20 protein-coding genes, 17 tRNA genes and 3 rRNA genes are annotated in these 26,699 nt (G+C 40.1%); 9 read left to right on the top strand and 31 right to left on the bottom strand.

The features are described 5' to 3' along the window. Positions 1 to 28 precede the first annotated feature (28 nt). From MKX65_RS05740 to MKX65_RS05730, 3 genes are all read right to left on the bottom strand, one after another. Positions 29 to 1,303, bottom strand: coding sequence for a S1C family serine protease (locus MKX65_RS05740; RefSeq protein ID WP_340902750.1), 1,275 nt, complete (start codon positions 1,301 to 1,303; stop codon positions 29 to 31). A gap of 161 nt (positions 1,304 to 1,464) precedes the next feature. Next, positions 1,465 to 2,871: a sensor histidine kinase gene (locus tag MKX65_RS05735; RefSeq protein WP_340902749.1), complete on the bottom strand. Its 1,407-nt coding sequence runs from the start codon at positions 2,869 to 2,871 to the stop codon at positions 1,465 to 1,467. After that, complete coding sequence (locus tag MKX65_RS05730) at positions 2,861 to 3,565, bottom strand: winged helix-turn-helix domain-containing protein (protein WP_160548164.1); 705 nt, start codon at positions 3,563 to 3,565, stop codon at positions 2,861 to 2,863. Before MKX65_RS05730 ends, MKX65_RS05735 begins: the two co-directional genes overlap by 11 nt. Before the next feature lie 259 nt (positions 3,566 to 3,824). On the opposite strand from MKX65_RS05730, the gene MKX65_RS05725 reads away from it, so the two are divergent. Beyond that, positions 3,825 to 3,953, top strand: coding sequence for a hypothetical protein (locus tag MKX65_RS05725; protein ID WP_276131190.1), 129 nt, complete (start codon positions 3,825 to 3,827; stop codon positions 3,951 to 3,953). A gap of 120 nt (positions 3,954 to 4,073) precedes the next feature. Here MKX65_RS05725 and MKX65_RS05720 read toward each other — a convergent pair. From MKX65_RS05720 to MKX65_RS05615, 22 genes are all read right to left on the bottom strand, one after another. Beyond that, a tRNA-Gly gene (locus MKX65_RS05720) sits at positions 4,074 to 4,147 on the bottom strand. A gap of 128 nt (positions 4,148 to 4,275) precedes the next feature. Continuing rightward, positions 4,276 to 4,347 (bottom strand) — tRNA-Gln (locus tag MKX65_RS05715). 19 nt (positions 4,348 to 4,366) lie between these two features. Further along, positions 4,367 to 4,442 (bottom strand) — tRNA-His (locus tag MKX65_RS05710). A gap of 12 nt (positions 4,443 to 4,454) precedes the next feature. Beyond that, positions 4,455 to 4,525: transfer RNA gene (locus MKX65_RS05705), tRNA-Trp, on the bottom strand. An 11-nt stretch (positions 4,526 to 4,536) separates the two neighbouring features. Beyond that, a tRNA-Phe gene (locus tag MKX65_RS05700) sits at positions 4,537 to 4,609 on the bottom strand. Positions 4,610 to 4,884: 275 nt separating this feature from the next. Beyond that, positions 4,885 to 4,960: transfer RNA gene (locus MKX65_RS05695), tRNA-Asp, on the bottom strand. Positions 4,961 to 5,008: 48 nt separating this feature from the next. Further along, a tRNA-Ser gene (locus MKX65_RS05690) sits at positions 5,009 to 5,101 on the bottom strand. A 17-nt stretch (positions 5,102 to 5,118) separates the two neighbouring features. Then, positions 5,119 to 5,195, bottom strand: a tRNA-Met gene (locus tag MKX65_RS05685). 97 nt (positions 5,196 to 5,292) lie between these two features. Next, a tRNA-Ala gene (locus MKX65_RS05680) sits at positions 5,293 to 5,365 on the bottom strand. Positions 5,366 to 5,384: 19 nt separating this feature from the next. Further along, a tRNA-Arg gene (locus MKX65_RS05675) sits at positions 5,385 to 5,461 on the bottom strand. 108 nt (positions 5,462 to 5,569) lie between these two features. Then, positions 5,570 to 5,658, bottom strand: a tRNA-Leu gene (locus tag MKX65_RS05670). A 12-nt stretch (positions 5,659 to 5,670) separates the two neighbouring features. Beyond that, positions 5,671 to 5,745 (bottom strand) — tRNA-Gly (locus tag MKX65_RS05665). A gap of 33 nt (positions 5,746 to 5,778) precedes the next feature. Next, positions 5,779 to 5,863: transfer RNA gene (locus MKX65_RS05660), tRNA-Leu, on the bottom strand. A gap of 30 nt (positions 5,864 to 5,893) precedes the next feature. Next, a tRNA-Lys gene (locus MKX65_RS05655) sits at positions 5,894 to 5,969 on the bottom strand. Positions 5,970 to 5,977: 8 nt separating this feature from the next. Then, positions 5,978 to 6,053: transfer RNA gene (locus MKX65_RS05650), tRNA-Thr, on the bottom strand. Positions 6,054 to 6,134: 81 nt separating this feature from the next. After that, positions 6,135 to 6,207: transfer RNA gene (locus MKX65_RS05645), tRNA-Val, on the bottom strand. A gap of 116 nt (positions 6,208 to 6,323) precedes the next feature. Then, a tRNA-Glu gene (locus MKX65_RS05640) sits at positions 6,324 to 6,398 on the bottom strand. Between the two features lie 8 nt (positions 6,399 to 6,406). Further along, positions 6,407 to 6,522, bottom strand: a 5S ribosomal RNA gene (rrf, locus tag MKX65_RS05635). A 195-nt stretch (positions 6,523 to 6,717) separates the two neighbouring features. Next, positions 6,718 to 9,677, bottom strand: a 23S ribosomal RNA gene (locus MKX65_RS05630). 202 nt (positions 9,678 to 9,879) lie between these two features. Continuing rightward, positions 9,880 to 11,431 (bottom strand): 16S ribosomal RNA (locus tag MKX65_RS05625). The 16S, 23S and 5S rRNA genes sit together here with 17 tRNA genes alongside, the layout of an rRNA operon. A gap of 328 nt (positions 11,432 to 11,759) precedes the next feature. Further along, the gene (locus MKX65_RS05620) at positions 11,760 to 12,536 is read right to left on the bottom strand and encodes a TerC family protein (protein ID WP_160549717.1); all 777 of its coding nucleotides are present in this window, start codon (positions 12,534 to 12,536) and stop codon (positions 11,760 to 11,762) included. A 347-nt stretch (positions 12,537 to 12,883) separates the two neighbouring features. Further along, positions 12,884 to 13,249, bottom strand: a complete 366-nt coding sequence (locus tag MKX65_RS05615; protein WP_160549718.1) for a DUF2294 domain-containing protein — start codon at positions 13,247 to 13,249, stop codon at positions 12,884 to 12,886. Positions 13,250 to 13,378: 129 nt separating this feature from the next. Here MKX65_RS05615 and MKX65_RS05610 point away from each other — a divergent pair, with 129 nt between their 5' ends. Together MKX65_RS05610 and MKX65_RS05605 are read left to right on the top strand one after the other, a co-directional pair. Then, on the top strand, positions 13,379 to 14,164 hold the full coding sequence (locus tag MKX65_RS05610) for a C39 family peptidase (RefSeq protein ID WP_160549719.1): 786 nt from the start codon (positions 13,379 to 13,381) through the stop codon (positions 14,162 to 14,164). A 169-nt stretch (positions 14,165 to 14,333) separates the two neighbouring features. Further along, the gene (locus MKX65_RS05605; RefSeq protein WP_445677944.1) at positions 14,334 to 15,965 is read left to right on the top strand and encodes an alkaline phosphatase; all 1,632 of its coding nucleotides are present in this window, start codon (positions 14,334 to 14,336) and stop codon (positions 15,963 to 15,965) included. A 46-nt stretch (positions 15,966 to 16,011) separates the two neighbouring features. Here MKX65_RS05605 and MKX65_RS05600 read toward each other — a convergent pair whose 3' ends face one another. From MKX65_RS05600 to MKX65_RS05590, 3 genes are all read right to left on the bottom strand, one after another. After that, positions 16,012 to 17,421, bottom strand: a complete 1,410-nt coding sequence (locus MKX65_RS05600; RefSeq protein WP_160549721.1) for a SpoVR family protein — start codon at positions 17,419 to 17,421, stop codon at positions 16,012 to 16,014. Between the two features lie 112 nt (positions 17,422 to 17,533). Continuing rightward, entirely contained in the window at positions 17,534 to 17,848 is a 315-nt protein-coding gene (locus MKX65_RS05595; protein ID WP_160549722.1) for a DUF3889 domain-containing protein, read from the bottom strand. A gap of 26 nt (positions 17,849 to 17,874) precedes the next feature. Next, positions 17,875 to 18,861 (bottom strand): M14 family zinc carboxypeptidase, encoded by a 987-nt coding sequence (locus tag MKX65_RS05590; RefSeq protein ID WP_160549723.1) that lies wholly within the window; start codon positions 18,859 to 18,861, stop codon positions 17,875 to 17,877. Positions 18,862 to 19,032: 171 nt separating this feature from the next. Here MKX65_RS05590 and MKX65_RS05585 point away from each other — a divergent pair, with 171 nt between their 5' ends. Beyond that, positions 19,033 to 19,290 carry a YhdB family protein gene (locus MKX65_RS05585; RefSeq protein ID WP_160549724.1) on the top strand — a complete coding sequence of 86 codons (258 nt, stop codon included), beginning with the start codon at positions 19,033 to 19,035 and terminating at the stop codon, positions 19,288 to 19,290. Positions 19,291 to 19,343: 53 nt separating this feature from the next. Here MKX65_RS05585 and MKX65_RS05580 read toward each other — a convergent pair whose 3' ends face one another. After that, entirely contained in the window at positions 19,344 to 21,077 is a 1,734-nt protein-coding gene (locus MKX65_RS05580) for a phospho-sugar mutase (RefSeq protein WP_160549725.1), read from the bottom strand. A 263-nt stretch (positions 21,078 to 21,340) separates the two neighbouring features. Here MKX65_RS05580 and MKX65_RS05575 point away from each other — a divergent pair, with 263 nt between their 5' ends. The 4 genes from MKX65_RS05575 (at position 21,341) to MKX65_RS05560 (ending at position 24,281) form a co-directional block, all read left to right on the top strand. Then, a complete protein-coding gene (locus MKX65_RS05575; protein WP_160549407.1) occupies positions 21,341 to 22,456 on the top strand; it encodes an IS4 family transposase in 1,116 nt (371 codons plus the stop codon). Between the two features lie 243 nt (positions 22,457 to 22,699). Beyond that, on the top strand, positions 22,700 to 23,311 hold the full coding sequence (locus tag MKX65_RS05570; RefSeq protein ID WP_340902744.1) for a TetR/AcrR family transcriptional regulator: 612 nt from the start codon (positions 22,700 to 22,702) through the stop codon (positions 23,309 to 23,311). A 64-nt stretch (positions 23,312 to 23,375) separates the two neighbouring features. Then, entirely contained in the window at positions 23,376 to 23,807 is a 432-nt protein-coding gene (locus MKX65_RS05565) for a disulfide oxidoreductase (RefSeq protein ID WP_160549727.1), read from the top strand. Between the two features lie 3 nt (positions 23,808 to 23,810). Further along, a complete protein-coding gene (locus MKX65_RS05560) occupies positions 23,811 to 24,281 on the top strand; it encodes a thioredoxin family protein (RefSeq protein ID WP_340902741.1) in 471 nt (156 codons plus the stop codon). Positions 24,282 to 24,316: 35 nt separating this feature from the next. On the opposite strand, the gene MKX65_RS05555 is transcribed toward MKX65_RS05560, so the two are convergent. Next, positions 24,317 to 24,709, bottom strand: coding sequence for a DUF5365 family protein (locus MKX65_RS05555; protein WP_340902739.1), 393 nt, complete (start codon positions 24,707 to 24,709; stop codon positions 24,317 to 24,319). A 129-nt stretch (positions 24,710 to 24,838) separates the two neighbouring features. Here MKX65_RS05555 and MKX65_RS05550 point away from each other — a divergent pair, with 129 nt between their 5' ends. Further along, positions 24,839 to 25,753, top strand: coding sequence for an RluA family pseudouridine synthase (locus tag MKX65_RS05550; protein WP_340902738.1), 915 nt, complete (start codon positions 24,839 to 24,841; stop codon positions 25,751 to 25,753). Positions 25,754 to 25,952: 199 nt separating this feature from the next. Here MKX65_RS05550 and MKX65_RS05545 read toward each other — a convergent pair whose 3' ends face one another. Further along, positions 25,953 to 26,681 (bottom strand): ATP-binding protein, encoded by a 729-nt coding sequence (locus tag MKX65_RS05545; RefSeq protein WP_340902737.1) that lies wholly within the window; start codon positions 26,679 to 26,681, stop codon positions 25,953 to 25,955. Between the last annotated feature and the right edge of the window lie 18 nt (positions 26,682 to 26,699).

Below are 26,699 nucleotides of genomic sequence, written 5' to 3'. Positions count from 1 at the left end.
TTCATATCTAATTCCTCCATAGATTTGATTAACTTGTCGCTTGCTGACCTGTTAAAGTCATCGTGACCGTTTTTTCTTGTCCTTTGCTATAGACCTTTAAAGTTATTTCATCTCCCACAGATAAGTCATTGTATAAATATTTACGTAAATCATTTGAATTGGTTACCTTCACATCATCGATAGTAACGATAACATCACCTACTGCTAGACCCGCTTTTGCAGCAGCTGAGCTAGAATCGATTTGCATCACCATAGCACCTTCTGTTACTGTTTCTGGCACTTCCTGAAGATACATTTGCGGAAGTTCCTCTAGGCCTGCTAAGCTAACACCCATATATGGACGTGAAATTTGTCCTGATTCAATGAGTTGATTTACGATTGGTACGACGTCATTACTTGGAATCGCGAATCCTAATCCCTCAACTCCATCCTCTGAGATCTTAAGTGAGTTAATTCCGATCACCTGCCCACTTGAATTTAGTAAAGCACCACCACTATTTCCAGGATTAATGGCTGCATCCGTCTGGATAACATTCAGCTCCCATTCTCCTGCAGAAGTCGTAACATCAATCGTCCGATCCGTTGCACTTACAATCCCTTGAGTTACCGTACGTGAAAATTCAAGACCGAGTGGATTTCCAATGGCAAGTACCTCTTCTCCAGCACGCAATGTGGATGAATCTCCGAAATCAAGTGTGCCTTCAACATCTTTGGAATCAATTTTTAATACAGCTAAATCAGTTAGAGCATCTGCTCCAATAAGTTGTGCACTAGCTTTCTCTCCGTTATAGAGTGAAACCTCAATTTCACTTGCCCCTTCGATTACATGATTGTTTGTAACAATATAAGCCTCATTACCTGTTACTTTAAAAATGACACCTGATCCTGATCCAGCCTCAACAGCTGATGTGTCAGTAGAATAACGACTAGTTTGCTCTTGTAAGTTGACAATCCCTACAATCGCTTTTGAGGATGCCTCAACCATATCTGCAACCGCAATATCATTAGAATCTTTAGTAGTAGTTGCAGCTGTTGTCACTACAGCTGCTGCCTCATTATTTTCATTTGAGCTAGAAATAGCGGAATTTTGCTCTCCAGTCACTCCACTGATCTTTTCAGAGAGGTTTTGTAAAGTGTCAATATTAGGAATCGCTACAATGGTAAGCATAGAGCCAACAACCCCAGCGGTTACCATTGATAACAAGCTTTGTACCTTCCTTCCTTTCTTTTTCTTCTTAACAGGTTCTGTATGATATTCTTGCGAAGTTTCTAATTGTGATGGATATTGATTAAAATCACTCATTCTAAGCTCCTCCTTTATGTCTTGCTTCATATTTACATCATAGACCCCATTTATGAACAAATAATTAACAAACCTTTAATAGAGTTAGAAATAATAGGGAAAGATTTTGATTATTTAGCCAAAAAAAATAAGCCGCTCATGCGGCTTATTTCTTGCTAGGATCATTCAGCAGGAAAACGAATCGTAAATATTGTTCCTTTTCCTTTTTCACTTGTAACTTCAATTTTTCCATTGTGAAGCTGTACGAGCTGTTTGACAATGGACAAGCCTAACCCGAACTCACCAAATGGATTTGATGTACGCGAGATTTCAGCTTTATAAAAACGATGCCATATTTTTTCAATCTCCATCGGATCAATTCCAATTCCTGTATCTTGAATTTCAATGATCGTTTCCCTTATTCCATTCTTCCCTCGCAAATAGATACTTCCATTTGAAGTAAATTGAATGCTATTTTTGGTGATATTTATGAGAATTTGTACAAGACGGTCATAATCCGCAAAAATGGATGTACCCTCTTCTACCTCTATTTGGATAGAGTTCCCTTTTTCTTCCGCTTGCAGAGATAATTGTTCCTGAATAATTTCAAATAACTCATCCAATGGAATCTCTTCTTTAGTAAGCTTGATCTGATTTGATCGGATTTTATCATAATCTAGATTTTCATTGACCAGGCGAATAAGGCGCTTGGTCTCTTTGCTTACTAATTGAATTCCTTTCTCTTTTTCTTCTTCTGCAATCATATTATTTTTTAGCCCTTCAATTACTCCGCTGATCGTTGTAAGCGGTGTTCGAAGTTCATGTGATACATCTGACATAAAATTACGACGGCGGTTTTCCAAGCTTTCAATTTCTTCCTTCGAGGTATTTAATCGCATCACCATTGAATTAAAGTCCTCGGCAAGTTCCCCAATTTCGTCAAATGTTGAAGAAGGTAGCTTTACTGTGTAATTTCCTGCAGCAACGGAAGATGTTGCCGCTTGAATTCGTTTAATTCGATGAACATGTATTCTTGATAAAATTAAGCTTAGTAAAACAGCAACCACTAAAGCTATGAGAACGGTATAAAATAAATATTGGTTAATTTGACTGATCATTTCCCTTGAACCGCTAATTGGTGCAGTAAGCAAGATTCCTCCTGCTAATTGTCCATTTACTATATAAGGAATAGCAACAAGCGTTACTTCCTGATTCGAGCGTTTCGTCCTATTTTTAACAATTAGAGTCTCTCCGCTCGAAATTTGTTCAAGTACTTCATCCACTAACCTTAAATCTCCCCCGTGCTTATCGGCAGGAAATATAACTGATCCTTTCTCATCAAAGATAGAGAAGCTAATATTCCGTCCACCTAATACGGTCATATATTCATTTACAATTCGGTCGGAGGAAAGATTCCCCTCTGTAATGTCACGCAAGATATTTTCACCGTATGATTCAAGTTCATCCACCTTATTTTTATACACCAGCCCCTCTACGTAATGAGAGAACACTAAGCTTAATATTAAAAAAGCAACTACTAGCACACTTATGTGACTTATAAGCTGTTGGTACAAATATTTAATTTTCATTTCCCTGCACCACTTCATCGAACTTGTAGCCTACCCCCCAAACCGTATGGAAGAATGGCTGTGAATCGGTTCCTATCTTTTTTCTTAATCTTTTAATATGAACATCTACTGTTCGCTCATCGCCATAAAATTGGTAGCCCCAAACTCTTTCTAGAAGCTGTTCCCTTGTAAAGACCTGCTTTGGATGCTGTGCGAAGTAGTAAAGAAGTTCGAATTCCTTTGGTGTTAAATTTAACACTTGCTGATCATCTAAAAATACTTCTCTTGTATCTTTACTGATTTTAAAATGTTTTGTTTGTAGCATCCCTTTATCGACTTTTACTAGATCATTACTTTGCATCCGACGACTAATGGCCTTAATTCTTGCCATTAAAGCAAGTGGACTGAAAGGTTTCGTTACATAATCATCCGCTCCCATTTCAAGCCCGAGCACTTGGTCTGATTCTGTATCCTTTGCTGTTAACATAATGATAGGAACCGAATAGCCCTCTTCTCGGATTTTTCGGCATATCATAACACCATCCATACTCGGAAGCATCCAGTCAATAATAACCAAGTCCCATTCACCTGATTTAAATGTGTTAAGGCCTTCTAAACCATCATGGATATATGTTCCTTTAATTCCCTCTTTAGAAAAAAACATATCAATCATTGAGCATACACTCTCATTATCTTCTATTACTAAAACGTTCATTTATTTCAACTCCCCCTACATCTCTCGACCTTATTTAAATGTATTTATAACTTTTTTTCAACTAAAAATGAGATTCTTCCTAATTTGTTAATAGCTAAGTAATAGTTTGGTCATATTTTATTCATAACATGATAAGGGAAACAAATTAATAATTTCTTTATTCTTACCCCCATAAAGAAGAACGTCGCATCGAAAAGTTTAGTAGACCAGGAAATAGGGTATGTTTAATAACGTACATACACGAGAGGAGAAAATAACTATGCGATTAATTAAAGCTGATATCGATGAATTGTTAGAATCCACTCGAGACCTTACTGAAGATGAGGGATTCTCATTCATCACAACAATTGAAATTGATCATTTACTTGAAAATACACAAGATTGGTAAAAGGATAGATGCTATGCATCTATCCTTTCTTTATGAGAATAACATCTAAAAAAATAAAAAACACTAGGACTGCTTCATTGGAAACAACTCTAGTGTTGGAAACAAGGTTATATGTATTTATGGAGCGGGTGATGAGAATCGAACTCACGACATCAGCTTGGAAGGCTGAGGTTTTACCATTAAACTACACCCGCATATTATATTGTCCAGCTGCGCCTCCTTGGTCCTCGAGGTCGCTTCGGTGCCCCTTTGAAGTCTTATGACTTCCGCAGGTGCCCCTCCAGCGCTTGTCGGACCAAAACAGTCGGCTCCGCTTTTCGTACTGGGCTAGCTGGATTCGAACCAACGCATGACGGAGTCAAAGTCCGTTGCCTTACCGCTTGGCTATAGCCCAAAGAAGAAATTGTAAATATTGGGGCGACTGATGGGAATCGAACCCACGAATGTCGGAACCACAATCCGATGCGTTAACCACTTCGCCACAACCGCCATGTGATTTGACAGGGGTAGTAGGAATTGAACCCACACCAAAGGTTTTGGAGACCTTCGTTCTACCTTTAAACTATACCCCTTCAAAAAAAGATGGCTCAGGACGGAATCGAACCGCCGACACAAGGATTTTCAGTCCTTTGCTCTACCGACTGAGCTACTGAGCCATGATTATTAATAATTACCCTAGATAAAATCTTATTTCGTCCTTCGTCCCGATTTTCAATCGGTACGCTGGATGTTAATTCCTTGAAGCTTACTCATCGTGCTCTACCGACTGAGCTACTGAGCCATGATTATTAATAATTACCCTAGATAAAATCTTATTTCGTCCTTCGTCCCGATCTTCAATCGGTACGCTGGATGTTTTTTCTTTGTAGCTTATTCATCGTGCTCTACCGACTGAGCTACTGAGCCATAATACTATTCAATTATGTATAGATGGCGGTCCCGACCGGGATCGAACCGGCGATCTCCTGCGTGACAGGCAGGCATGTTAACCGCTACACCACGGGACCAGAGTTTTTTTCAAGTGTCTTACTTGAAAAATAAATATTATTTAAAGATGGAGGAGGTAGAGGGATTCGAACCCCCGCGCGGTTTGACCCGCCTGTCGGTTTTCAAGACCGATCCCTTCAGCCAGACTTGGGTATACCTCCAAAAGTATAAGTTATTATGGTAGCGGCGGAGGGGATCGAACCCCCGACCTCACGGGTATGAACCGTACGCTCTAGCCAGCTGAGCTACACCGCCAAAGTTAATTTAATGAAGATTTTATTCACTGCACTTTCGTTCCGTGAATTAATGAAGATTATTTTCACTGCACTTTCGTTCCGTGAAAAAATCTAAGTGGAGCCTAGCGGGATCGAACCGCTGACCTCCTGCGTGCAAGGCAGGCGCTCTCCCAGCTGAGCTAAGGCCCCAAACAAATATTAATAGAAATGGCGCGCCCGAAAGGAGTCGAACCCATAACCTTCTGATCCGTAGTCAGACGCTCTATCCAATTGAGCTACGGGCGCATATAAGAAATTTACTTCATAATCTATTGAATCCTATTTTGCTTTGCAATTTATCGTTGGATATTTTACTTCGTATTAACGAAAGCTATTTTACTTCGTAAAAAGCATTGGTGCCGAGGACCGGAATCGAACCGGTACGGTAGTCACCTACCGCAGGATTTTAAGTCCTGTGCGTCTGCCAGTTCCGCCACCCCGGCAAAAGAAGTTCTTGGAGCGGAAGACGGGATTCGAACCCGCGACCCCAACCTTGGCAAGGTTGTATTCTACCACTGAACTACTTCCGCATATGGAAAATTTATAGGCTATAAAAGAAACATTGGTGCGGGTGAAGGGAGTCGAACCCCCACGCCTTGCGGCGCTAGATCCTAAGTCTAGTGCGTCTGCCAATTCCGCCACACCCGCATAGTGAAAAAAAGTTATAGTAAAAAACTTTGGTGAGCCATGAAGGACTCGAACCTTCGACCCTCTGATTAAAAGTCAGATGCTCTACCGACTGAGCTAATGGCTCGGTATAAGTGGTGCCGGTGAGAGGACTTGAACCCCCAACCTACTGATTACAAGTCAGTTGCTCTACCAATTGAGCTACGCCGGCATAGAAGAAATTATAATGGAAAGTTATTTTCACTTTGTGATATAAGGATGAATATTTTTCACTTCGTGAAAAAATTCTTAATGGAGGATGACGGGATCGAACCGCCGACCCCCTGCTTGTAAGGCAGGTGCTCTCCCAGCTGAGCTAATCCTCCGAAATGGAATGTTATTTTCACTTCGTAAAAAAACTTGGTTATTTTCACTTCGTAAAAAAACTTGGTTATTTTCACTTCGTAAAAAAACTTGGTTATTTTCACTTCGTAAAAAAACTTGGTGACCCCTACGGGATTCGAACCCGTGTTACCGCCGTGAAAGGGCGGTGTCTTAACCGCTTGACCAAGGGGCCATTTTTAAACCTAGCGACGTCCTACTCTGACAGAGGGAAACCCTCAACTACCATCGGCGCTGAAAAGCTTAACTTCCGTGTTCGGTATGGGAACGGGTGTGACCTTTTCGCTATCGCCACTAGATTATATGATTGAAGAAAATCATTCCTTCAAAACTAGATAATGAATGAAGAAGGAGAAATACAGAGGGTTCACCAAGCGGAATCGAGCTCCAACGGCTAGGGACTCGGGGTCATAAGCCAAAGCCTTCCAGAGGTCAGGACCTCTTTCAGTCTTCATCTTATGCCTGTCGTCCCTGACCAAGCCGTTTCCGCATCTTAGATTAAGTCCTCAACCGATTAGTATCAGTCAGCTCCACACGTCACCGCGCTTCCACCTCTGACCTATCAACCTGATCATCTTTCAGGGGTTTTACTAGCTTGCGCTATGGGAAATCTCATCTTGAGGGGGGCTTCATGCTTAGATGCTTTCAGCACTTATCCCTTCCGCACATAGCTACCCAGCGATGCCTTTGGCAAGACAACTGGTACACCAGCGGTGCGTCCATCCCGGTCCTCTCGTACTAAGGACAGCTCCTCTCAAATTTCCTACGCCCACGACGGATAGGGACCGAACTGTCTCACGACGTTCTGAACCCAGCTCGCGTACCGCTTTAATGGGCGAACAGCCCAACCCTTGGGACCGACTACAGCCCCAGGATGCGATGAGCCGACATCGAGGTGCCAAACCTCCCCGTCGATGTGGACTCTTGGGGGAGATAAGCCTGTTATCCCCGGGGTAGCTTTTATCCGTTGAGCGATGGCCCTTCCATGCGGAACCACCGGATCACTAAGCCCGACTTTCGTCCCTGCTCGACTTGTAGGTCTCGCAGTCAAGCTCCCTTGTGCCTTTACACTCTACGAATGATTTCCAACCATTCTGAGGGAACCTTTGGGCGCCTCCGTTACTTTTTAGGAGGCGACCGCCCCAGTCAAACTGCCCACCTGACACTGTCTCCCACCCCGATTTAGGGGTGAGGGTTAGAATTTCAATACAGCCAGAGTAGTATCCCACCGACGCCTCCACCGAAGCTAGCGCTCCGGCTTCTCAGGCTCCTACCTATCCTGTACAAGCTGTACCAAAATTCAATATCAGGCTACAGTAAAGCTCCACGGGGTCTTTCCGTCCTGTCGCGGGTAACCTGCATCTTCACAGGTACTATAATTTCACCGAGTCTCTCGTTGAGACAGTGCCCAGATCGTTACGCCTTTCGTGCGGGTCGGAACTTACCCGACAAGGAATTTCGCTACCTTAGGACCGTTATAGTTACGGCCGCCGTTTACTGGGGCTTCGATTCAGAGCTTCGCTTTTAAGGCTAACCCCTCCTCTTAACCTTCCAGCACCGGGCAGGCGTCAGCCCCTATACTTCGCCTTGCGGCTTCGCAGAGACCTGTGTTTTTGCTAAACAGTCGCCTGGGCCTATTCACTGCGGCTCTTCTGGGCTATTCACCCTGAAGAGCACCCCTTCTCCCGAAGTTACGGGGTCATTTTGCCGAGTTCCTTAACGAGAGTTCTCTCGCTCACCTTAGGATTCTCTCCTCGCCTACCTGTGTCGGTTTGCGGTACGGGCACCTGTTACCTCGCTAGAGGCTTTTCTTGGCAGTGTGGAATCAGGAACTTCGGTACTATATTTCCCTCGCCATCACAGCTCAGCCTTTTGATCACGGGATTTGCCTCGTGATCAGCCTAACTGCTTGGACGCGCATATCCAACAGCGCGCTTACCCTATCCTCCTGCGTCCCCCCATCACTCAAACGGTAATTTGGTGGTACAGGAATATCAACCTGTTGTCCATCGCCTACGCCTTTCGGCCTCGGCTTAGGTCCCGACTAACCCTGAGCGGACGAGCCTTCCTCAGGAAACCTTAGGCATTCGGTGGATGGGATTCTCACCCATCTTTCGCTACTCATACCGGCATTCTCACTTCTAAGCGCTCCACCAGTCCTTCCGGTCTAGCTTCAACGCCCTTAGAACGCTCTCCTACCACTGACATCGTGTGACGCCAATCCACAGCTTCGGTGATACGTTTAGCCCCGTTACATTTTCGGCGCGGAGTCACTCGACCAGTGAGCTATTACGCACTCTTTAAATGGTGGCTGCTTCTAAGCCAACATCCTGGTTGTCTAAGCAACTCCACATCCTTTGCCACTTAACGTATACTTTGGGACCTTAGCTGGTGGTCTGGGCTGTTTCCCTTTCGACTACGGATCTTATCACTCGCAGTCTGACTCCCATGGATAAGTCTTTGGCATTCGGAGTTTGTCTGAATTCGGTAACCCGATGAGGGCCCCTAGTCCAAACAGTGCTCTACCTCCAAGACTCTTACTACATGAGGCTAGCCCTAAAGCTATTTCGGAGAGAACCAGCTATCTCCAAGTTCGATTGGAATTTCTCCGCTACCCACACCTCATCCCCGCACTTTTCAACGTGCGTGGGTTCGGGCCTCCATCCAGTGTTACCTGGACTTCACCCTGGACATGGGTAGATCACCTGGTTTCGGGTCTACGACCACATACTAAAGCGCCCTATTCAGACTCGCTTTCGCTACGGCTCCGTCTTATCAACTTAACCTCGCATGTAATCGTAACTCGCCGGTTCATTCTACAAAAGGCACGCTATCACCCGGTATTTATCCAAAGGAAAAATACACAGGGCTCTAACTACTTGTAGGCACACGGTTTCAGGATCTCTTTCACTCCCCTTCCGGGGTGCTTTTCACCTTTCCCTCACGGTACTGGTTCACTATCGGTCACTAGGTAGTATTTAGCCTTGGGAGATGGTCCTCCCTGCTTCCGACGGAATTTCACGTGTTCCGCCGTACTCAGGATTCACTCAGGGAGGGAACGAAGTTTCAACTACAGGGTTGTTACCTTCTATGACTGACCTTTCCAGATCGATTCGTCTACTTCATTCCTTTGTAACTCCGTATAGAGTGTCCTACAACCCCAAGAGGCAAGCCTCTTGGTTTGGGCTAATCCCGTTTCGCTCGCCGCTACTCAGGGAATCGCGTTTGCTTTCTCTTCCTCCGGGTACTTAGATGTTTCAGTTCCCCGGGTCTGCCTTCATTACCCTATGTATTCAGGTAAAGATTCTATCCCATTACGGATAGAGGGTTTCCCCATTCGGAAATCTCCGGATCAAAGCTTACTTACAGCTCCCCGAAGCATATCGGTGTTAGTACCGTCCTTCATCGGCTCCTAGTGCCAAGGCATCCACCGTGCGCCCTTTCTAACTTAACCTACAGTTAAAAAGTTTCTCTATATAATATAGAGAGAAAACTAAAATGGCGATTACTCGGTATTTCTTGGTTTTCTTCATTTATCATTATCTAGTTTTCAAAGAACGATTATCATAGAGAGATTGCTCTCTCAAAACTAAACAAATCATATCATCAACGGTTGTTAGCTTTGACCGAAGGTCATAAGCCTCAATTTTCCTTAGAAAGGAGGTGATCCAGCCGCACCTTCCGATACGGCTACCTTGTTACGACTTCACCCCAATCATCTGTCCCACCTTAGGCGGCTGGCTCCTTACGGTTACCCCACCGACTTCGGGTGTTACAAACTCTCGTGGTGTGACGGGCGGTGTGTACAAGGCCCGGGAACGTATTCACCGCGGCATGCTGATCCGCGATTACTAGCGATTCCAGCTTCATGTAGGCGAGTTGCAGCCTACAATCCGAACTGAGAGTGGTTTTATGGGATTGGCTCGACCTCGCGGTTTTGCTGCCCTTTGTACCACCCATTGTAGCACGTGTGTAGCCCAGGTCATAAGGGGCATGATGATTTGACGTCATCCCCACCTTCCTCCGGTTTGTCACCGGCAGTCACCTTAGAGTGCCCAACTGAATGCTGGCAACTAAGATCAAGGGTTGCGCTCGTTGCGGGACTTAACCCAACATCTCACGACACGAGCTGACGACAACCATGCACCACCTGTCACTTTTGTCCCCCGAAGGGGAACGCCCTATCTCTAGGGAAGGCAAAAGGATGTCAAGACCTGGTAAGGTTCTTCGCGTTGCTTCGAATTAAACCACATGCTCCACCGCTTGTGCGGGCCCCCGTCAATTCCTTTGAGTTTCAGCCTTGCGGCCGTACTCCCCAGGCGGAGTGCTTAATGCGTTTGCTGCAGCACTAAAGGGCGGAAACCCTCTAACACTTAGCACTCATCGTTTACGGCGTGGACTACCAGGGTATCTAATCCTGTTTGCTCCCCACGCTTTCGCGCCTCAGTGTCAGTTACAGGCCAAAGAGTCGCCTTCGCCACTGGTGTTCCTCCACATCTCTACGCATTTCACCGCTACACGTGGAATTCCACTCTTCTCTCCTGCACTCAAGTCTCCCAGTTTCCAATGACCCTCCCCGGTTGAGCCGGGGGCTTTCACATCAGACTTAAGAGACCACCTGCGCGCGCTTTACGCCCAATAATTCCGGACAACGCTTGCCACCTACGTATTACCGCGGCTGCTGGCACGTAGTTAGCCGTGGCTTTCTGGTTAGGTACCGTCAAGGTACCGGCAGTTACTCCGGTACTTGTTCTTCCCTAACAACAGAGTTTTACGATCCGAAAACCTTCATCACTCACGCGGCGTTGCTCCGTCAGACTTTCGTCCATTGCGGAAGATTCCCTACTGCTGCCTCCCGTAGGAGTCTGGGCCGTGTCTCAGTCCCAGTGTGGCCGATCACCCTCTCAGGTCGGCTACGCATCGTCGCCTTGGTGAGCCGTTACCTCACCAACTAGCTAATGCGCCGCGGGCCCATCTATGAGTGATAGCCGAAACCATCTTTCAGCTTTTCTACATGTGTAGAAAAGAATTATCCGGTATTAGCCCCGGTTTCCCGGAGTTATCCCAGTCTCATAGGCAGGTTGCCCACGTGTTACTCACCCGTCCGCCGCTAATCTTTGGGAGCAAGCTCCCAAAGATCCGCTCGACTTGCATGTATTAGGCACGCCGCCAGCGTTCGTCCTGAGCCAGGATCAAACTCTCCAATAAAGAGTAAGATTAGCTCTTAAAGTTAAAACGTTGGCTAGTGTGTATTTCAACACTAATCATTTTTGTTGACGTATGATTTGTTTAGTTTTCAAAGAACAAAAATCAATTCATTTCTTATCTTGTCGCTCGGAAGCAACTATATTAGAATAACATTTTCCACTTATCTCGTCAACAACTTTTTAAAAAAGTTTGTGTATCAACTTTTAAATTATGTTGTTTCACAAGCAGATTTTTATAATACCACCCGTCCTTTTTATCGTCAATAGATTTTTATCATTTTTTGTCGAAAAAAGCGTTCATTAGAATTTTCTAATGAACGCTCATTAAATTAAGCTGCATTTTCTACTTCCTTCACTTCTTTTGAGAAAAACCAGCCAGCTAATGCAATCAGAACTAATATTATATAGAAAGAAAATTTCCACTCAGGTGATTTTGCAAATGCGCTAGGAAGTATGGATAATGAAGGGTGTGATAATGTGTATACTGCAAGTTTCACCCCTACCCAACCTACAATAGCAAAAGCCGCGATTTCTAATCCAGGGCGTTTGGCAAGAAGTGTTACAAAGTAGTTTGCCGCAAAACGCATGATAATTAACCCAATTAATCCACCAGCGAAGATAACCAAGAACTTACCTCCATCCAATCCACCGATAGGAGGAAGTGGAGTATCTGGTAAAGCTACGGCTAAAGCAACTGCTGCTAAAATTGAATCTACTGCAAATGCTATATCTGCTAACTCAACTTTTATAACCGTTGTCCAGAAACCCGAATTCTTTTCTTTCTTTTCTATGTGACTTGACTTCTCTTCAAGTTTTTTCTTAAAAAGTTTCCTCGCTATATGATTAAGGGCAATAAATAATAGATATATCGCACCTATAGCCTGAACTTGCCATACATCCACTAAGAACGAAATAATAAATAAGGAAGCAAATCTAAAAACAAATGCACCTGCTAAACCATAAAATAGTGCCCTTTTTCTTTCTTCTTCAGGTAAATGCTTTACCATAATAGCTAATACTAGGGCATTATCTGCTGCAAGTAATCCCTCTAATGCAATAAGAACTAACAATACCCAACCATATTCTAATAATAAACTAAGATCCAATTTTTGTTTCCCCTTTCAATTGAGAACTCTCCACCCTGCATTCTTTAAACATTCTGTATATATCTCTATAGGTAAAATATAAAATGACCATTTATTGTTTCATACACTCTCCCCCTTCCCACGTTTCTATTTTTCGGTAAAGGTTTGAGACGCAAAAAAGACCTTTACCATTGATAGGTAAAGGTCTTGCTAACAACTAGTATCGTTGCCAACAAAGCCGAGAGCCTGTGCCTCTGAAATGACGACTTTGCTGTAAAAGCTACTCCCCTTTAAAGGAATACTTATTATATTCTTATCATTATCATATGATGTTTTCGATTAATCGTCAATGATAAAATACTTGTTGTTTAAATAAACTCCTTTTCGAGATCAGCCCGTAACCGGAAGATCATCATTCTTTCTCCAGTCCTGGTACTAATATCGGTATAAAAATTAAGAACACTTTGACCTGTTATATTAGAAATTAGCTGTTTTAATTCACCTGTACCAGACTCAACTAAATCAGCTCGCGTACGTTTTATAGATAGCATTCCGTCTTTTGTTTCACACACTGAGTACTCAGCAGGAGTTAGAATTCCTTTTAAAGATACAATGATCATATCTCTTAGAATATCTGCCTTTACAGATATTGAACCTCTCCCTAGGTAGTCCTTTTCCCATTGAGTAATCGCTTTACTTATTTCTGCCTCAATTGAACCCTTTGTTTTCTTCATAAATCACCTCTTACCACATTATAATTGTTCCTTAAACTTTCCTCAATTCTTCCTAACCTCGTAATAGTTTGTACATACTTTGATTCTATCATTATAAAATCTATTACTTTATGAAGAAGGAAGGTTTCCATGAGCTATAAAATCACTGCACTTATATTATCTACCACCTTAATTGCAGCAACAAGGTTCCTCACGAATGATAAACTGGCCGAATCTACGAAAAACAAGGAATCAACAGCAGTAGCTGCTCAAACTACATCTAGCACTTCTTTTACTGAAGAGATGGCTTCCGCAGGAACTATTGTTGCAGAGGAGGTTGTAGAAGAAGAGCATGAAATCACAGAGATTCTACTTGATGTTCCATTTTTAAACCAGATGGACAGTCCTAGATTATACAATGGTTGTGAAGTAACAAGCCTAGCAATGATTTTACAATATAATGGTCTTGATATTACCAAAAATCAATTAGCAGGAGAAGTAGTTCGAACACCGCTCCAATATAATAGTGGTGAATATGGCAATCCTAATATTGGATTTGTTGGTAATATGGAAGACGGGCCAGGACTCGGAGTATATCATGGTCCCATCTATGATCTGGCAACAAATTATTCCGATCAAGTCATTGACTTAACAAATCAACCATTTGATGATTTATTAAAACAAGTAGCTCAAGGTCATCCTGTATGGATTATTACCACCTCTACTTTTTCTCCTGTTGACGAATTTGAGACGTGGGAAACACCACAAGGAGAAGTTACTATCACATATAAAATGCATAGTGTTGTCATAACAGGCTATGATAATGAATCTATTTATATAAATAATCCTTATGGAGAAAAAAATCAACAACTAGATCGAGAGACATTTATTCTAGCTTGGGAACAAATGGGAAGTCAAGCGATTGTCGTATTATAACCTCAAATACAAATTGTATTTGAGGTTTTTTGTTTAATCAATCGGAATTTTCCACTATTTTTACATTTCTGAGAATAGATTTACATTTAATTAACACTCTATTAAAACTACAAATGTATACTCCAAAAGTAGAGTTAGAAATTCATCATTTTAAATAAATGGAGGAATAATCATGAAAGTAAACAAGAAGATAATCGGAGTTACACTAGCAAGCAGCCTTACACTTAGCTCTCTTAGTTTCACAACAGGTAACAACAAGGTGGAAGCGAAAAAAGATCCTGAAAAAGCGAAAAACGTGATTGTTTTGGTCATGGATGGGGTAAGTTCAAGTACAACTACACTTGCTAGATGGTATAAAGGTGAGCCGCTTGCAATGGACGAAATTTTAACAGGTGGTGTTCGTACTTACTCAGCAGATTCAGCTATCACTGATTCAGCTCCTGCTGGTACAGCATTGGCAACTGGGAATAAGTCAAATGATAAATTTGTTGGGGTCTTACCAGAAAAGGTTACAACCCCTGGAGTTGACCAATCTCTAGCCGATAACCCTTACAAGCCGGTTGCTAACGTATTAGAAGGTGCTAAAATTAGCGGAAAAGCAACTGGAATCGTTTCTACTTCTGAAATTCAACATGCAACTCCTGCAGCATTCTCATCTCATGCAGAAAATAGAAGCAATTATGACAATATCGCTGAACAGCAAGTATACCAAGACATGGATGTCGTTCTAGGTGGAGGCAAAAACTCACTCCTTCCTGCGAATCGTAAGGATGGAGAGAACTTACTTGATACAATTGAGAACAGAGGTTATGACTTTGTAGAAACACGTGAGGAACTATTAAATTCTAAATCAAAAAAACTATGGGGTTCATTTGCTCCTTCAGCAATGGCCTATGACATGGACCGTTCACAAACTAAACCGGAAGAACCTACTCTAGCTGAAATGACAAAGAAAGGAATAGATACTCTTTCTAAAGATAAGGATGGATTCTTTTTATTTGTTGAAGGTAGTAAACCTGACTGGGCTGCTCATGCAAATGATACAATTGGTATGATCAGTGATACCCTTGCATTTGACGATGCCGTAAAAGAAGCTCTTGAATTTGCAAAAAAAGATAAAAACACTATGGTTATTGCCGTATCTGACCATGGAAATAGTGGTATTTCCATTGGAAATCAAAATACAAGCGGTTCTTACTCATATATGCCTGTTTCAACCTATATCGATCCGTTAAAGCCAGCTAAAATGACTCTTGAAGGTGCATTAAGTCAATTAAAAGCAGATAAATCAAATGCTTTAGAAGTAGCTGCACTTTATGGAATTGTCAGCCCTTCTGCAGAAGAAACAAAAGCCATTAAGGAATCTAGTAATTTAAGCAAAACACTTGTTCAACTTTTAGCTACTCGTGCAAACATCGGCTTTACATCAGGCGGACATACCGGTGAAGATTTGTTTATGTATTCTTATGGACCAGGAAAGCCCGTTGGCTTTGTTGAAAATACAGACATTGCACATTCTGTAGCAAGCGCTATGGGATTTGACTTAAAGAAATTAGACAGCCAGCTATTTGTGGATGCAGAAGAAGCTTTCAAAGGAGCATCTATTAGCATTGATACAACTAACAAAGAAAACCCAGTTTTAGTTGTGAAACAAGGTAAAACAACTGCAGAATTCCCTGTAAATAAAGACATCGTAATCATTAATGGAAAAGAAAAGGATCTTAGAAGTGTTACTGTTCAATCAAACGGTATATTCTATGTTTCTAAAGAAGCCATTCAATCTGTAAAAAATGGAAAATAATTCATGAAGAAAACCCCATTCATCTTCTGAATGGGGTTGCTTCACTCTATAAATACTTTCTGTGTATACTTTTACCGTCATACGTATAAAGCATATTTTTCCCTTCAATAACTGTTTCCATATGAATGCTTCTTCCCCATAACTGATGAATATACGGCATCACTTTTTCCAAATACTTAATATCAAGTTCAATTCCTTCATATCCATGCTTGATATAAAGCTCACCGTTTTTCAGATAATCGCCATCCGTTACCGTTAAGTAAGGGAAGCCACCATTCACCCTCATACTCACTAATTGATCTCGAACATTTTCCCATGCTTTATCAACAATCTTATAATCTTTCCCTTGCTTTTGGAACAAATACATATCCTCGCGCATAACAAGATCTTTCGTTAAATAGTTGCGAAGGAAGGATATATCTGATTCGATTTCACGTACCTCAAACATCTTCTCTCGCCCAGATCCAGGTTGGACTCCTCGACGCTTCATTTCCTCGGTCGGATTATTATATCTTTCTTCAATATCTTCAAAAATCTTTAACCCAAGGTAATAGGGGTTTATTCCTGTTCGAGAAGGTTGAACTACACCAGCATTTAGTTTGGCAAACTCCAATGCTTCGGCGCTCGTTAAATCCATTTCACGGAGAATTCTTTGATGCCAAAACGACGCCCAGCCTTCGTTCATAATCTTTGTTTCTAACTGTGGCCAGAAATATAGCATTTCCTCGCGCATCATTGTTAAAATATCACGTTGCCAGTCTGATAATTCGCGACTGTAACTCTCAATAAATAATAATAGATCTTTTTCAGGCTGTGGAGGGAATTTCTTTTTTCTTTTTACAGGTTCTGGCTTCTTTTTATCCTTTTCATCTAAATCCCACAAATCATCATAAGGACTTATTGCAGCAACTTCTTCGTATTCTACATCCTCCGTACTCCAAGCAAGTTTTGGTCTCATCAATGAGGGGTCAATATGCTCTTCAATGGCTAGAACTGCATCTAGAAACGTTTCAACCTCATGTTTACCATATATTATCTCATACTTTCGGATTCTCTCAGCGGTTGCGGCCATGCTTTCTACCATGTCTCTTTTTGTATTTTGAAATCGAACATTATTTTTAAAAAAGTCACAGTGCGCTAAAACATGGGCAACAATTAACTTGTTTTGAATTAGAGAATTGGAATCCAGTAAAAATGCATAACAAGGGTCAGAATTAATAACAAGTTCATAAATTTTAGACAATCCAAGATCATAATGAAGCTTCATTTTATGAAACTGTTTCCCGAAGCTCCAATGGGAAAATCTTGTTGGCATGCCATATGCTCCAAAGGTATAAATAATTTCAGATGGACAAATTTCATAACGCATTGGATAAAAATCGAGTCCAAAGCCAACCGCTATCTCCGTTATCTCTTCAATGGCATACTGTAATTCCTTCTGTTCTTGTTCACGCATTAGCTTTCTCCCCCTTTTTGCTCTTATCACAATGTATGAAACGAGAGAGAGAATGATGTACCAAGAAATAGAAAAAAGCAGAACTCTATTGTTTTTAGAGCTCTGCTTTTCCTTATTTCTCTTCTAATGCAATCGTCAATTCTTTTCCTACACTATTGTCATGTGTAATCTTGACTGTAACAATCTTTTTCTGGCCATTGACCATTACTTCATACTGAAAGGAATCCACTACCTTATTTTCAGCTAATCTCTCTCTTCCCACATACTTATATTCCACCACCTGCTGTCCAGGATAGTCTTCAGTTACAATTGCTGTTGCGATTTTCCCAAACTTTTTATAGTCTAGTCCTGGCTGCTCAGCATGTGTAGAAGAAAGTGAACCAAAAACGCATAATATAGTCATTATTGTAATTAGTATCTTTTTCAAATCTTTTCCCTCCTTGTTTGTCGTTTTTATTTTTCCATTTGCCCTTCACTTTTATGTAATTCAATGACCTTATTCACCAATTTCATGCCAACATATCGATTCCTTTTCCATACCTCTGGGAAACTAGTCAAAGGCGGGGCACGATCGACCATTGGTGGACATATTTCTATTGTTAACGCTGGCCGATGGTACATGGTGATAAACCAATCAGTAAATCCTCCACCAGTTGCCTTTTTTGGAGGCTTTCCTAATTTATATCCGGTTAATTGAGCAATTTCTTCGGCAATTGAATAATCCCTCTGTTTATACTTCCCATTTTTATACTTCCAGTATATCTCCTGACCAGTTGAATGATAGGCTACGCCAATGGAAGGTTGGATTTGATCAATAAAGGTAGTTAAAGCTTGAGTTTCCAATGCCTCTAATGGTCTTTTTCCTTTATAAAACTGGTAAGAAGGTATACGTGGTCCCTTTAACTCTTTCCAACCTGCTGGATATTGTCGATTTAAATCAATTCCTATCCCATTTGCCTTCCAACGCGAAAAATTAGCATTTCCTTCATTCATTAAGTAAAGCTGATCAACAAAGAATAGTGGAATATCCTGCTGCTGAATGGTAACCCCGTCCGGATTAAGCATCGGAACAAACCAGATGGACACATCATTTAGCATGGTAGAATCAAATGGACCTACTTTAGCACCGGAGGTTAAAGCTCTAACATAATTTTCAAGCATAACCATTAAAAGAGAGGTGGTTAGCCACTCTCTACCATGATGAGCACCAATGAGTACGACGTTTTTCTTTCCTTTTCCTATTTTAATGGCTGGAATATCTTTCCCATAATAAGATTGCCCAATTACTTTCACTTCCAGTTCTCCCTCATAAGTTTCCTGCAATTTTTGAATATCCAATTGCATTTGTTCATATGTGTAGATTCGATCTGAATGAACAATAGTTGCAAATGCAGAGGGGCAATACAATAAAAAGCAAATAAGAAATATCGATATTTTCATTTCATCCATTCCTAAAATAAAATTTCCATCTTTAATGTGTCTTAAATGACCTAAACCTATTCAGGAAAAAGATGAAAACCTTGATATATCAATAGTGACAAGATTTTCTGCGATTGATTTAGACAGTAAATCATACACTATACTCAACTCCTTAAGAGGAGGAGAGAGAAAATGAATCATGTTGATTATGATCGAGCCTTGTACTATACGCATCGCTCTGAATGGGATAACTTATTAATATTGATGGTACGAACGAAGGACCATTTTTTAGCCAAAAAAATTGAGCATTTCCTTCACGCGTACAATTTTGAAAAAGATTACCAAGTAATTGAGAAACATTTATATTCTTTACTTCGTTACATCGACCATGCAAACGATCTTGTTGAAGCAAATGACGGCTTGCTTGATACAGTGATAACCATGGGGTAACAACCGGAATTCCACCAAAAAAACACGGTCTAAAAGACCGTGTTTTTTATGATTTATTTAGATAGTGTGTTCATTTTATTTTCTACTGTTTGCATAAATGCATCTTCAATCGACTTTAGTTTTTCTTTGCTTCCAGTTAAGCTTGAGCCCTTTACACCAAAATAGAACTTAATTTTCGGCTCCGTCCCTGATGGGCGTAAGCAAACCCATGATCCATCTTCAAAGAAGTACTTTAACACGTTTGAAGCAGGAAGATCGATTGATTCTTCTGATCCTCCCTCATATCTTGTACTTGTTAAGTAATCCTCTGTTTTAGTTACTTTCAGACCAATGAGTTCTTCAAGTGGTTCTGCACGGAAAGATTCAAGTGTTTTATTAATTGTTTCGGCACCTGATTTCCCTTTTAACGTTAATGAACGTAAGCCTTCTTGGTAATAACCAAACTTATCAAAAATCATTAATAATGCCTCATATAGAGACTTGCCTTGCTTTTTATAATACGCACACACTTCAGTTGCTAAAAGAGAAGCCTGGATTGCATCCTTGTCCCTTGCAAAATCTCCAATTAAATACCCGTAGCTCTCTTCATATCCAAACAAGAAGCTATGTTCATTTGTAGAATCGAACTCGTTAATTTTTTCTGCAATAAACTTAAATCCTGTTAAGACATCAATCGTTGGTACACCATAAGAAGCAGCAATAGTTGCACCCAATTCAGATGTAACAATGGTCTTTAAAACCAATGCATTTTCTTGTAATGTTCCCTTTGCCGTTTTATTTTCTAGTAAGTAATGGAGTAGTAAGGCACCTGTTTGATTTCCTGTAAGGATTTCATACTCCCCTGTTTCATTTTTAACAGCAATTCCAAGACGGTCTGCATCAGGGTCCGTTGCGATCAATAAATCAGCGTTTACCTTTTTTCCAGCTTCTATTGCCAATTCAAATGCAGCATGTTCTTCTGGATTTGGACTTTTCACAGTAGAGAACTGTGGATCAGGCAATTCCTGTTCCTTTACAATCGTCACATTTTCGTAACCAAGCGCCTTAAGACCAGAACGTACCGGTTTATTAGCTGTCCCATGTAAAGGTGTAAAAACTACTTGTAAGTCCGTTTCTTTAGCTAATGTAGGATTCTCAGATATCGTTACAAGCTTCTCTAAATACGCTTGATCAACATCTGCCCCAATCATCTTAATTAACCCTTGCTCTTTTAATTCCTGTTCGTCACGAACCTCTATAGTTAACTCATTTGAAATAGCATCAACTTTTTCAATTACCTTATCTGCCCCTTCTAAAGGAAGCTGTCCACCGTCTGGTCCATACACCTTATAACCATTATATTCTGGCGGATTATGACTTGCTGTAATCACAATTCCAGAGAAAGCATTTAGGTGTCTAACTGCAAAAGATAATTCTGGAGTTGGACGAAGCTCATCAAACACATATGCTTGAATTCCCTTCGTAGCTAAAGTCTTTGCTGCCTCCATTGCAAATTCACTTGATTTATGGCGAGAATCATATGCAATGACCACACCTCTATCCTTTGCTTCTTGACCAAATTCTTCTATATATGTTGCAAGGCCAGCTGATGCCTTTCTAACCGTGAAGATGTTCATACGATTCGTACCAACACCAATTTCTCCACGCATACCACCTGTACCAAACTCTAAATTTTTATAAAAAGCATCCTCTAATTCTACATCGGATAGCTTTTGTAGTTGCCCCTTTAACTCTTCTGGGAGCTTATCAAATTGATTCCAAGTATGTACTTTTTCTTTCCAGCTCATTACGTCTCCTCCTGAAAGTGTTTTCTAACTTTATTATTCAAGCCAGAGTGTGCGTTTCCCTCTTTTTTGTCGTTAGTTTTTGTGACAACTTAAGAAACCATTTTCATTATATATGTTTTTTCACTAGTGTTGTATTAATTTAATTTCACTATTTAAAAAACTCAAAATGTTCAATTTTATTATTTTATGCAAAGAAAAAGTCCTTTATAATGGATAGGTCAGGTGGTAATCCCGTCCAAATCCAATAATAAAGGACCAATCTTATGGATAAGATTACACGAAAAACATCATTTGGACAATGGTTTTCACCTATAAATGTTGAATTATTTGATGATCAAGTGAAAACATTGAAATTAGATTTCTATACGAAAAAACTTACGACGGAATCATTTTTAAAATTATTACTTTATGCACAGCTTGAAGAAGTAGAAAGTCTTCATGCGTTGAGTGATTGTCTTTTTGATGATCAACTCCAAAAAGGCATTGATCTGGATTCCATTAGTATTTCTCAGCTTTCACGACGATTAAATGGGATGAATCCAGATTTATTCCAACGACTTTTCCTTGATCTGGTCGCACAAATTCATGCCAAAACACACTACACCAAACTCGTCATGCCGTTAAAAATCATTGATTCAAGCACATTGCCACTTAATTTGACTAATCATAAATGGGCAGAGTTCCGCAAAACAAAAGCGGGTGTAAAGTTACATTTGCGCCTAGTATTTATGGAAAAAGGAATTTCTTATCCTGAAAAGGCTGTGCTAACAATGGCAAAGGAACATGATCGTGGTCAACTCGAAATCATGGTAGACGACAAGGAATGCATGTATGTATTTGACCGGGGCTATCTAGACTATGAACGCTTTGATCGCATGACAGATGATGGGTACTTTTTTCTATCTAGGCTTCGTAAAAACGCAGTCATACGAGAGGTCTACGATTATAATCTACCCGAGGATACGAATGTTCTGTCCGATCAAATGGTGTTGATTGGTACAACTCAAAACCGTACTGAGAACTACTTTCGTCTTTTAAGAGTGATGGATTCAAAAGGAAACGAACTTCAGTTACTTACGAATCGTTTTGATTTAAGCGCCGAAGAGATTTCAGAGATGTATAAATCGCGCTGGGCAATTGAGTTGTTTTTCAAATGGATCAAACAGCACCTCAATATCAAAAAGTTCTACGGTCGAAGTGAATGGGCGATCCACAATCAAGTGTTTATCGCATTAATCGTTTTTTGCCTACATGTCCTCGTTCAACTCGAGACAAAAAGCAAGCGTAAAACCTTACAAATTAGCCGTTATCTAAGAGCTGTTTTGTGGAAGCCGGCACATATTTGGCTTCGGAAAATCGAAGGAAAAACGATTCCTTAATACACAAACTGTCGTCGTCGCAACTGTCTAATTGTAAATATTTTTCCAAATGGATGGAGCCACCTTTGCTTAGGTACTTACTTTTTTGGCTCTAAACGGGAAGAACTTTAAAACTGAAAATTCAGTCAGTATTTATGCAACACTAGTGATGTTTTTTGTAAAAAATACACATCTCTCCAAATTTTAAAATGTTACATTTGTATTATTTCATTATTTTTTTTAAAATTGGAAAGAGGTGAAGATATGAACGGGTTTGAACGAAGAAGGCTTCAAAAAATGGAACAGATTCGGAAGGCAGCTTTTTCTTTATTCACAAAGTACGGAATTCAAAAGGTAAACATTCATGAAATCGCCAAAAAAGCGAATGTTTCTCAAGTGACGATCTATAATTATTTTGGAAGTAAGGACGAGCTAGTCTATGATGTCCTAAAGGATTATCTAGAGAGGCAAATTGACTCCTTTCAACAATTAATTTATTGTGACCTTTCTTTTCAAGACAAGCTAATAAAATTGATTGAATTAAAGCTCTCATCCACAAATGAACTCAGTCCGGAATTTATTGAAGCCATCATTTCAGAGAATAGTCAAATCGCGAATTTATTTCAGGAATTTGCAAATGAAAAATCTATGCCGCTCATTGTTACATTTATTGAAGAAGGGCGAAAAAGCGGTGATATATCAAGTAGCTTATCAATGAATACAATTTTTTTCATCCTCCAAGCAATGACAGATGCTATTCAAAAGCATTCAGATATCTTCCAATCAAACTCAAATAAGGATCAATTTTTAACTGAATTCATTCATTTCTTTTTTTATGGAATTGTCGGAAAAAAAGAAGACATAAGTGTAGAGTGATATACATTTTTGTACAATCTATTTATAATAAATTCACGGTCATTACGTTTAAGGAGAATATAGTATGAAAAAAAATGACAAGCGCGAAAACTTGCTTTTCCTTGCTTTCGCTGCGGCACTGATAGCCATGTTTGGGAGTTTATATTTTTCAGAGATACGCCAGTACGAGCCTTGCGAACTTTGCTGGTATCAACGAATCGTTATGTATCCATTTGTTGTGTTATTAGGTATAGCCACTGTAAAAAAGGATTATGGTATCGCCTTTTATACGATGATTCTTTCGGCAGTTGGTGGGATGATCTCGCTTTACCATTATGGACTGCAAAAGGTTGCCTTTTTAGCAGATACAGCACCAGCATGTGGGCGTATTCCTTGTACAGGGCAATATATTAATTGGCTTGGATTCATTTCCATCCCTTTTCTTGCTCTAATTGCATTTATTATTGTGTTTGTTTGTAGCTTTCTAGTATGGAAGCAAACGAAGGAGGAAAAATAATTTATGAAAAAAGTTCTTATTTTTATTGGTATTATCGTAGTATTGTTTGGTGCATTAGCTATTGTTACAAAAATGCAAAATGAAGAAAAAGTAAGTGATGACAATATTTACAACAAAGATACGCTTCACCCCGAAACCGTTGCTCAATTAGAGGATCCTAATTATCAAAACCTCATTCTTCCAGAAGATCTTCAAACTCAGTTAGATAATGGAGATGATATGACCGTTTATTTTTACAGTCCGACTTGTCCACACTGTCAGCGCACAACTCCAATAGTTGCCCCATTATCTGAAGAGATGGATATTAATCTTGTTCAATATAATCTTCTTGAATTTGAGCAAGGTTGGGATGATTACGGAATTCAAGAAACACCTACAATTATTCAATACAAGGATGGGAAAGAAGTAGCAAGAATCGTAGGTTACCACGAAGAACCTGATTTTGAGAGCTGGTTTAACGAAAATACAAAATAAGATTTAAAAAAGCCGACTATTTATGTAGTCGGCTTTTAAATTAATAATTGATTAGCAGCCTGGGTGTAGGTGCTGAAAAAGCTTGTTTTATTTTCTTTTGCATAGATAAATTCATCATAAGAAAACGGGAAATTATATCCATACTCATGTAAGGTTTCAACATTTTTTTCATACAAAGCTTGGTGATCGTATGTTAAGATGCTTGATTCTAGAATCGAAAGCAATGTTTGAAGTGAAGCAATCACATGATACGCTTCCTTTAATGTCCCATCAAGCTGTGCCGTCTCATTACTCAAAACATTTTGAGCCTCGAATTTTTTTATGTCTTTATCAGAGAAATACATAGGAAAAATATCTCGATAAAACCTTTTTACAAGTTCATTAATTTTCTCTTCTTGGTCTGGTGTCGACGCAAAAACAATCTTCACTTTTAACCCACCTTTAAATATCCTTTAGTTCTAAAGTAAAATATAAATTAAGAATACCATAAAAAAACCTGTCTCTATGGTGGTAATTATCACCACGATTAAAATGATAAGTTAAGAACGGAGAGCACAATGTTACAAACAAAAACAGTTGGACAACAGTTCCATATTTATATTCAAAAAGATTGGGAGAAATACACAATAGAAAGCTTATTTAAAGATTATTGGAAGGCCCCTAAAAAACTAGTTCATGAATTGAGAATGGAAAAAAGTGTGTTAGTCAATGGGCAAGAGGCAAACTGGACATCTCATTTTCATTCAGGTGATACCTTATCTATTCCATTCTTTCTTCCCGAGCCATCAATAGTCCAACCTACTTATATGGAGATTGACATCCTATTTGAAGATGATCACCTACTCATAGCTAATAAACCCGCTGGAATGGATACACATCCAAATTCAGAGAAAGACTATTTTAGTCTCTTAAATGGCGTAGCGTTTCACCTTCATTCAAAAGGAGAACTTCATTATATCAAGCATATCCATCGTCTTGATCGGGATACAACGGGTGCTGTAATTTTTGCCAAGCATCGAATGTGTGGGGCTATTCTAGATCGACTTCTTGAGGAAAGAAAGATTAAAAGAACATACGTCGCTTTAGTAGAAGGGAAAATGAAAACAAGCGGAGGATCCATTTCAAAACCGATTGGAAGAGATCGGCATCATCCAACAAGAAGAAGAGTTTCTTCTACTGGTCAATCGGCTGTTACACACTATAAAGTACATGCTTACCGTGCAAAAAATAATACAACTTTAATAAGCTGCCAACTTGATACAGGAAGAACACATCAAATTCGAGTACATTTAAGCTCTATTGGTCACCCTCTTATGGGTGATTCCCTTTATGGAAGTCGTGTTAAGCTGAAAAGACAAGCGCTGCATGCTTTTAAGGTTGAGTTTACTCACCCATTTACCGAAGAAAATATTGTATGTAAGGCACCGTTTGTTGATAACCCATCCATATTTCCTGATATCATTGATGTGTGATTTTATTTAAACAACCATAGAAGCGCCTACCATTCGGTAGACGCTCCCTTTATATGAACGGCAACCACGCCGATATTTTCTTTGTAATCTTTCCTTTCCCGAAACGTTTTTGTCCAAAACAAATGAGCAAGCCTAATTTTAGAGAGAATAATGTAAAAAAGGACTAGAGCATTGCCCTAGTCCTTTCGCACGAAAAAGATTATTCTGATGGTTTTTCAATACCTTGTTCTTCTACAAGAGGTACAATCACTTGTCCTTCTTTTCCAATCTTTAGTAATAATTGCATGACAATTTTAGATAACTGACTTGTTTTATATGGTTTAACAAAGTATTCCTCGGCTCCGTTCGCTAAACCTTTGTCTCTCTCATCAAGCGCGCTAGAGATTATGACTGGGATTTGCTTTAATTCCTTTTTCTCTTTCATAAACCGCATAATATCCCAGCCATCAACATTCCCTTTATCTAAAGTGATATCAAGAATTACTGCATCTGGGACCTCTTCCATTAAAGCATCCATTGCATGGTCACCATTTGTAAATTGAGTAACGGTGAATCTGTTATCAAGTAACTCTTGTGAAATTAGATCTAGCAAGCTTTCGTCATCCTCAATTACAAACACTTTGTAATTGGAAGCTTGTACACCCACTTTGTCAGTACTGCTGGTTACCTCTCTTTTAACTATCGGGAAAGAAATAGTGAAGGTACTTCCGTTTCCATATTTAGATGTAAAAGTTACATCGCCTTCATGCGCATTCATTATTTCCTTTACAATGGCAAGACCTAGTCCTGTCCCGCCAATTTTTCTTCGGTCTGAATTGTCCACACGATAAAACTTTGTAAAGATAGAGTCCCCTACATTTTCAGGAATACCCAAACCTTCATCTGTAATATCCAACCTTAATATTCCATTAGTTTCAAATAGATTCACTAGTGTTGTATAAATAAT

This window comes from Robertmurraya sp. FSL R5-0851 (assembly GCF_038002965.1).
In the GTDB taxonomy this organism is placed as follows: domain Bacteria; phylum Bacillota; class Bacilli; order Bacillales; family Cytobacillaceae; genus Robertmurraya_A; species Robertmurraya_A beringensis.
The sequence above is the reverse complement of the archived record's forward strand: the minus strand, read 5'-3'. Positions and strand labels throughout refer to the sequence as shown.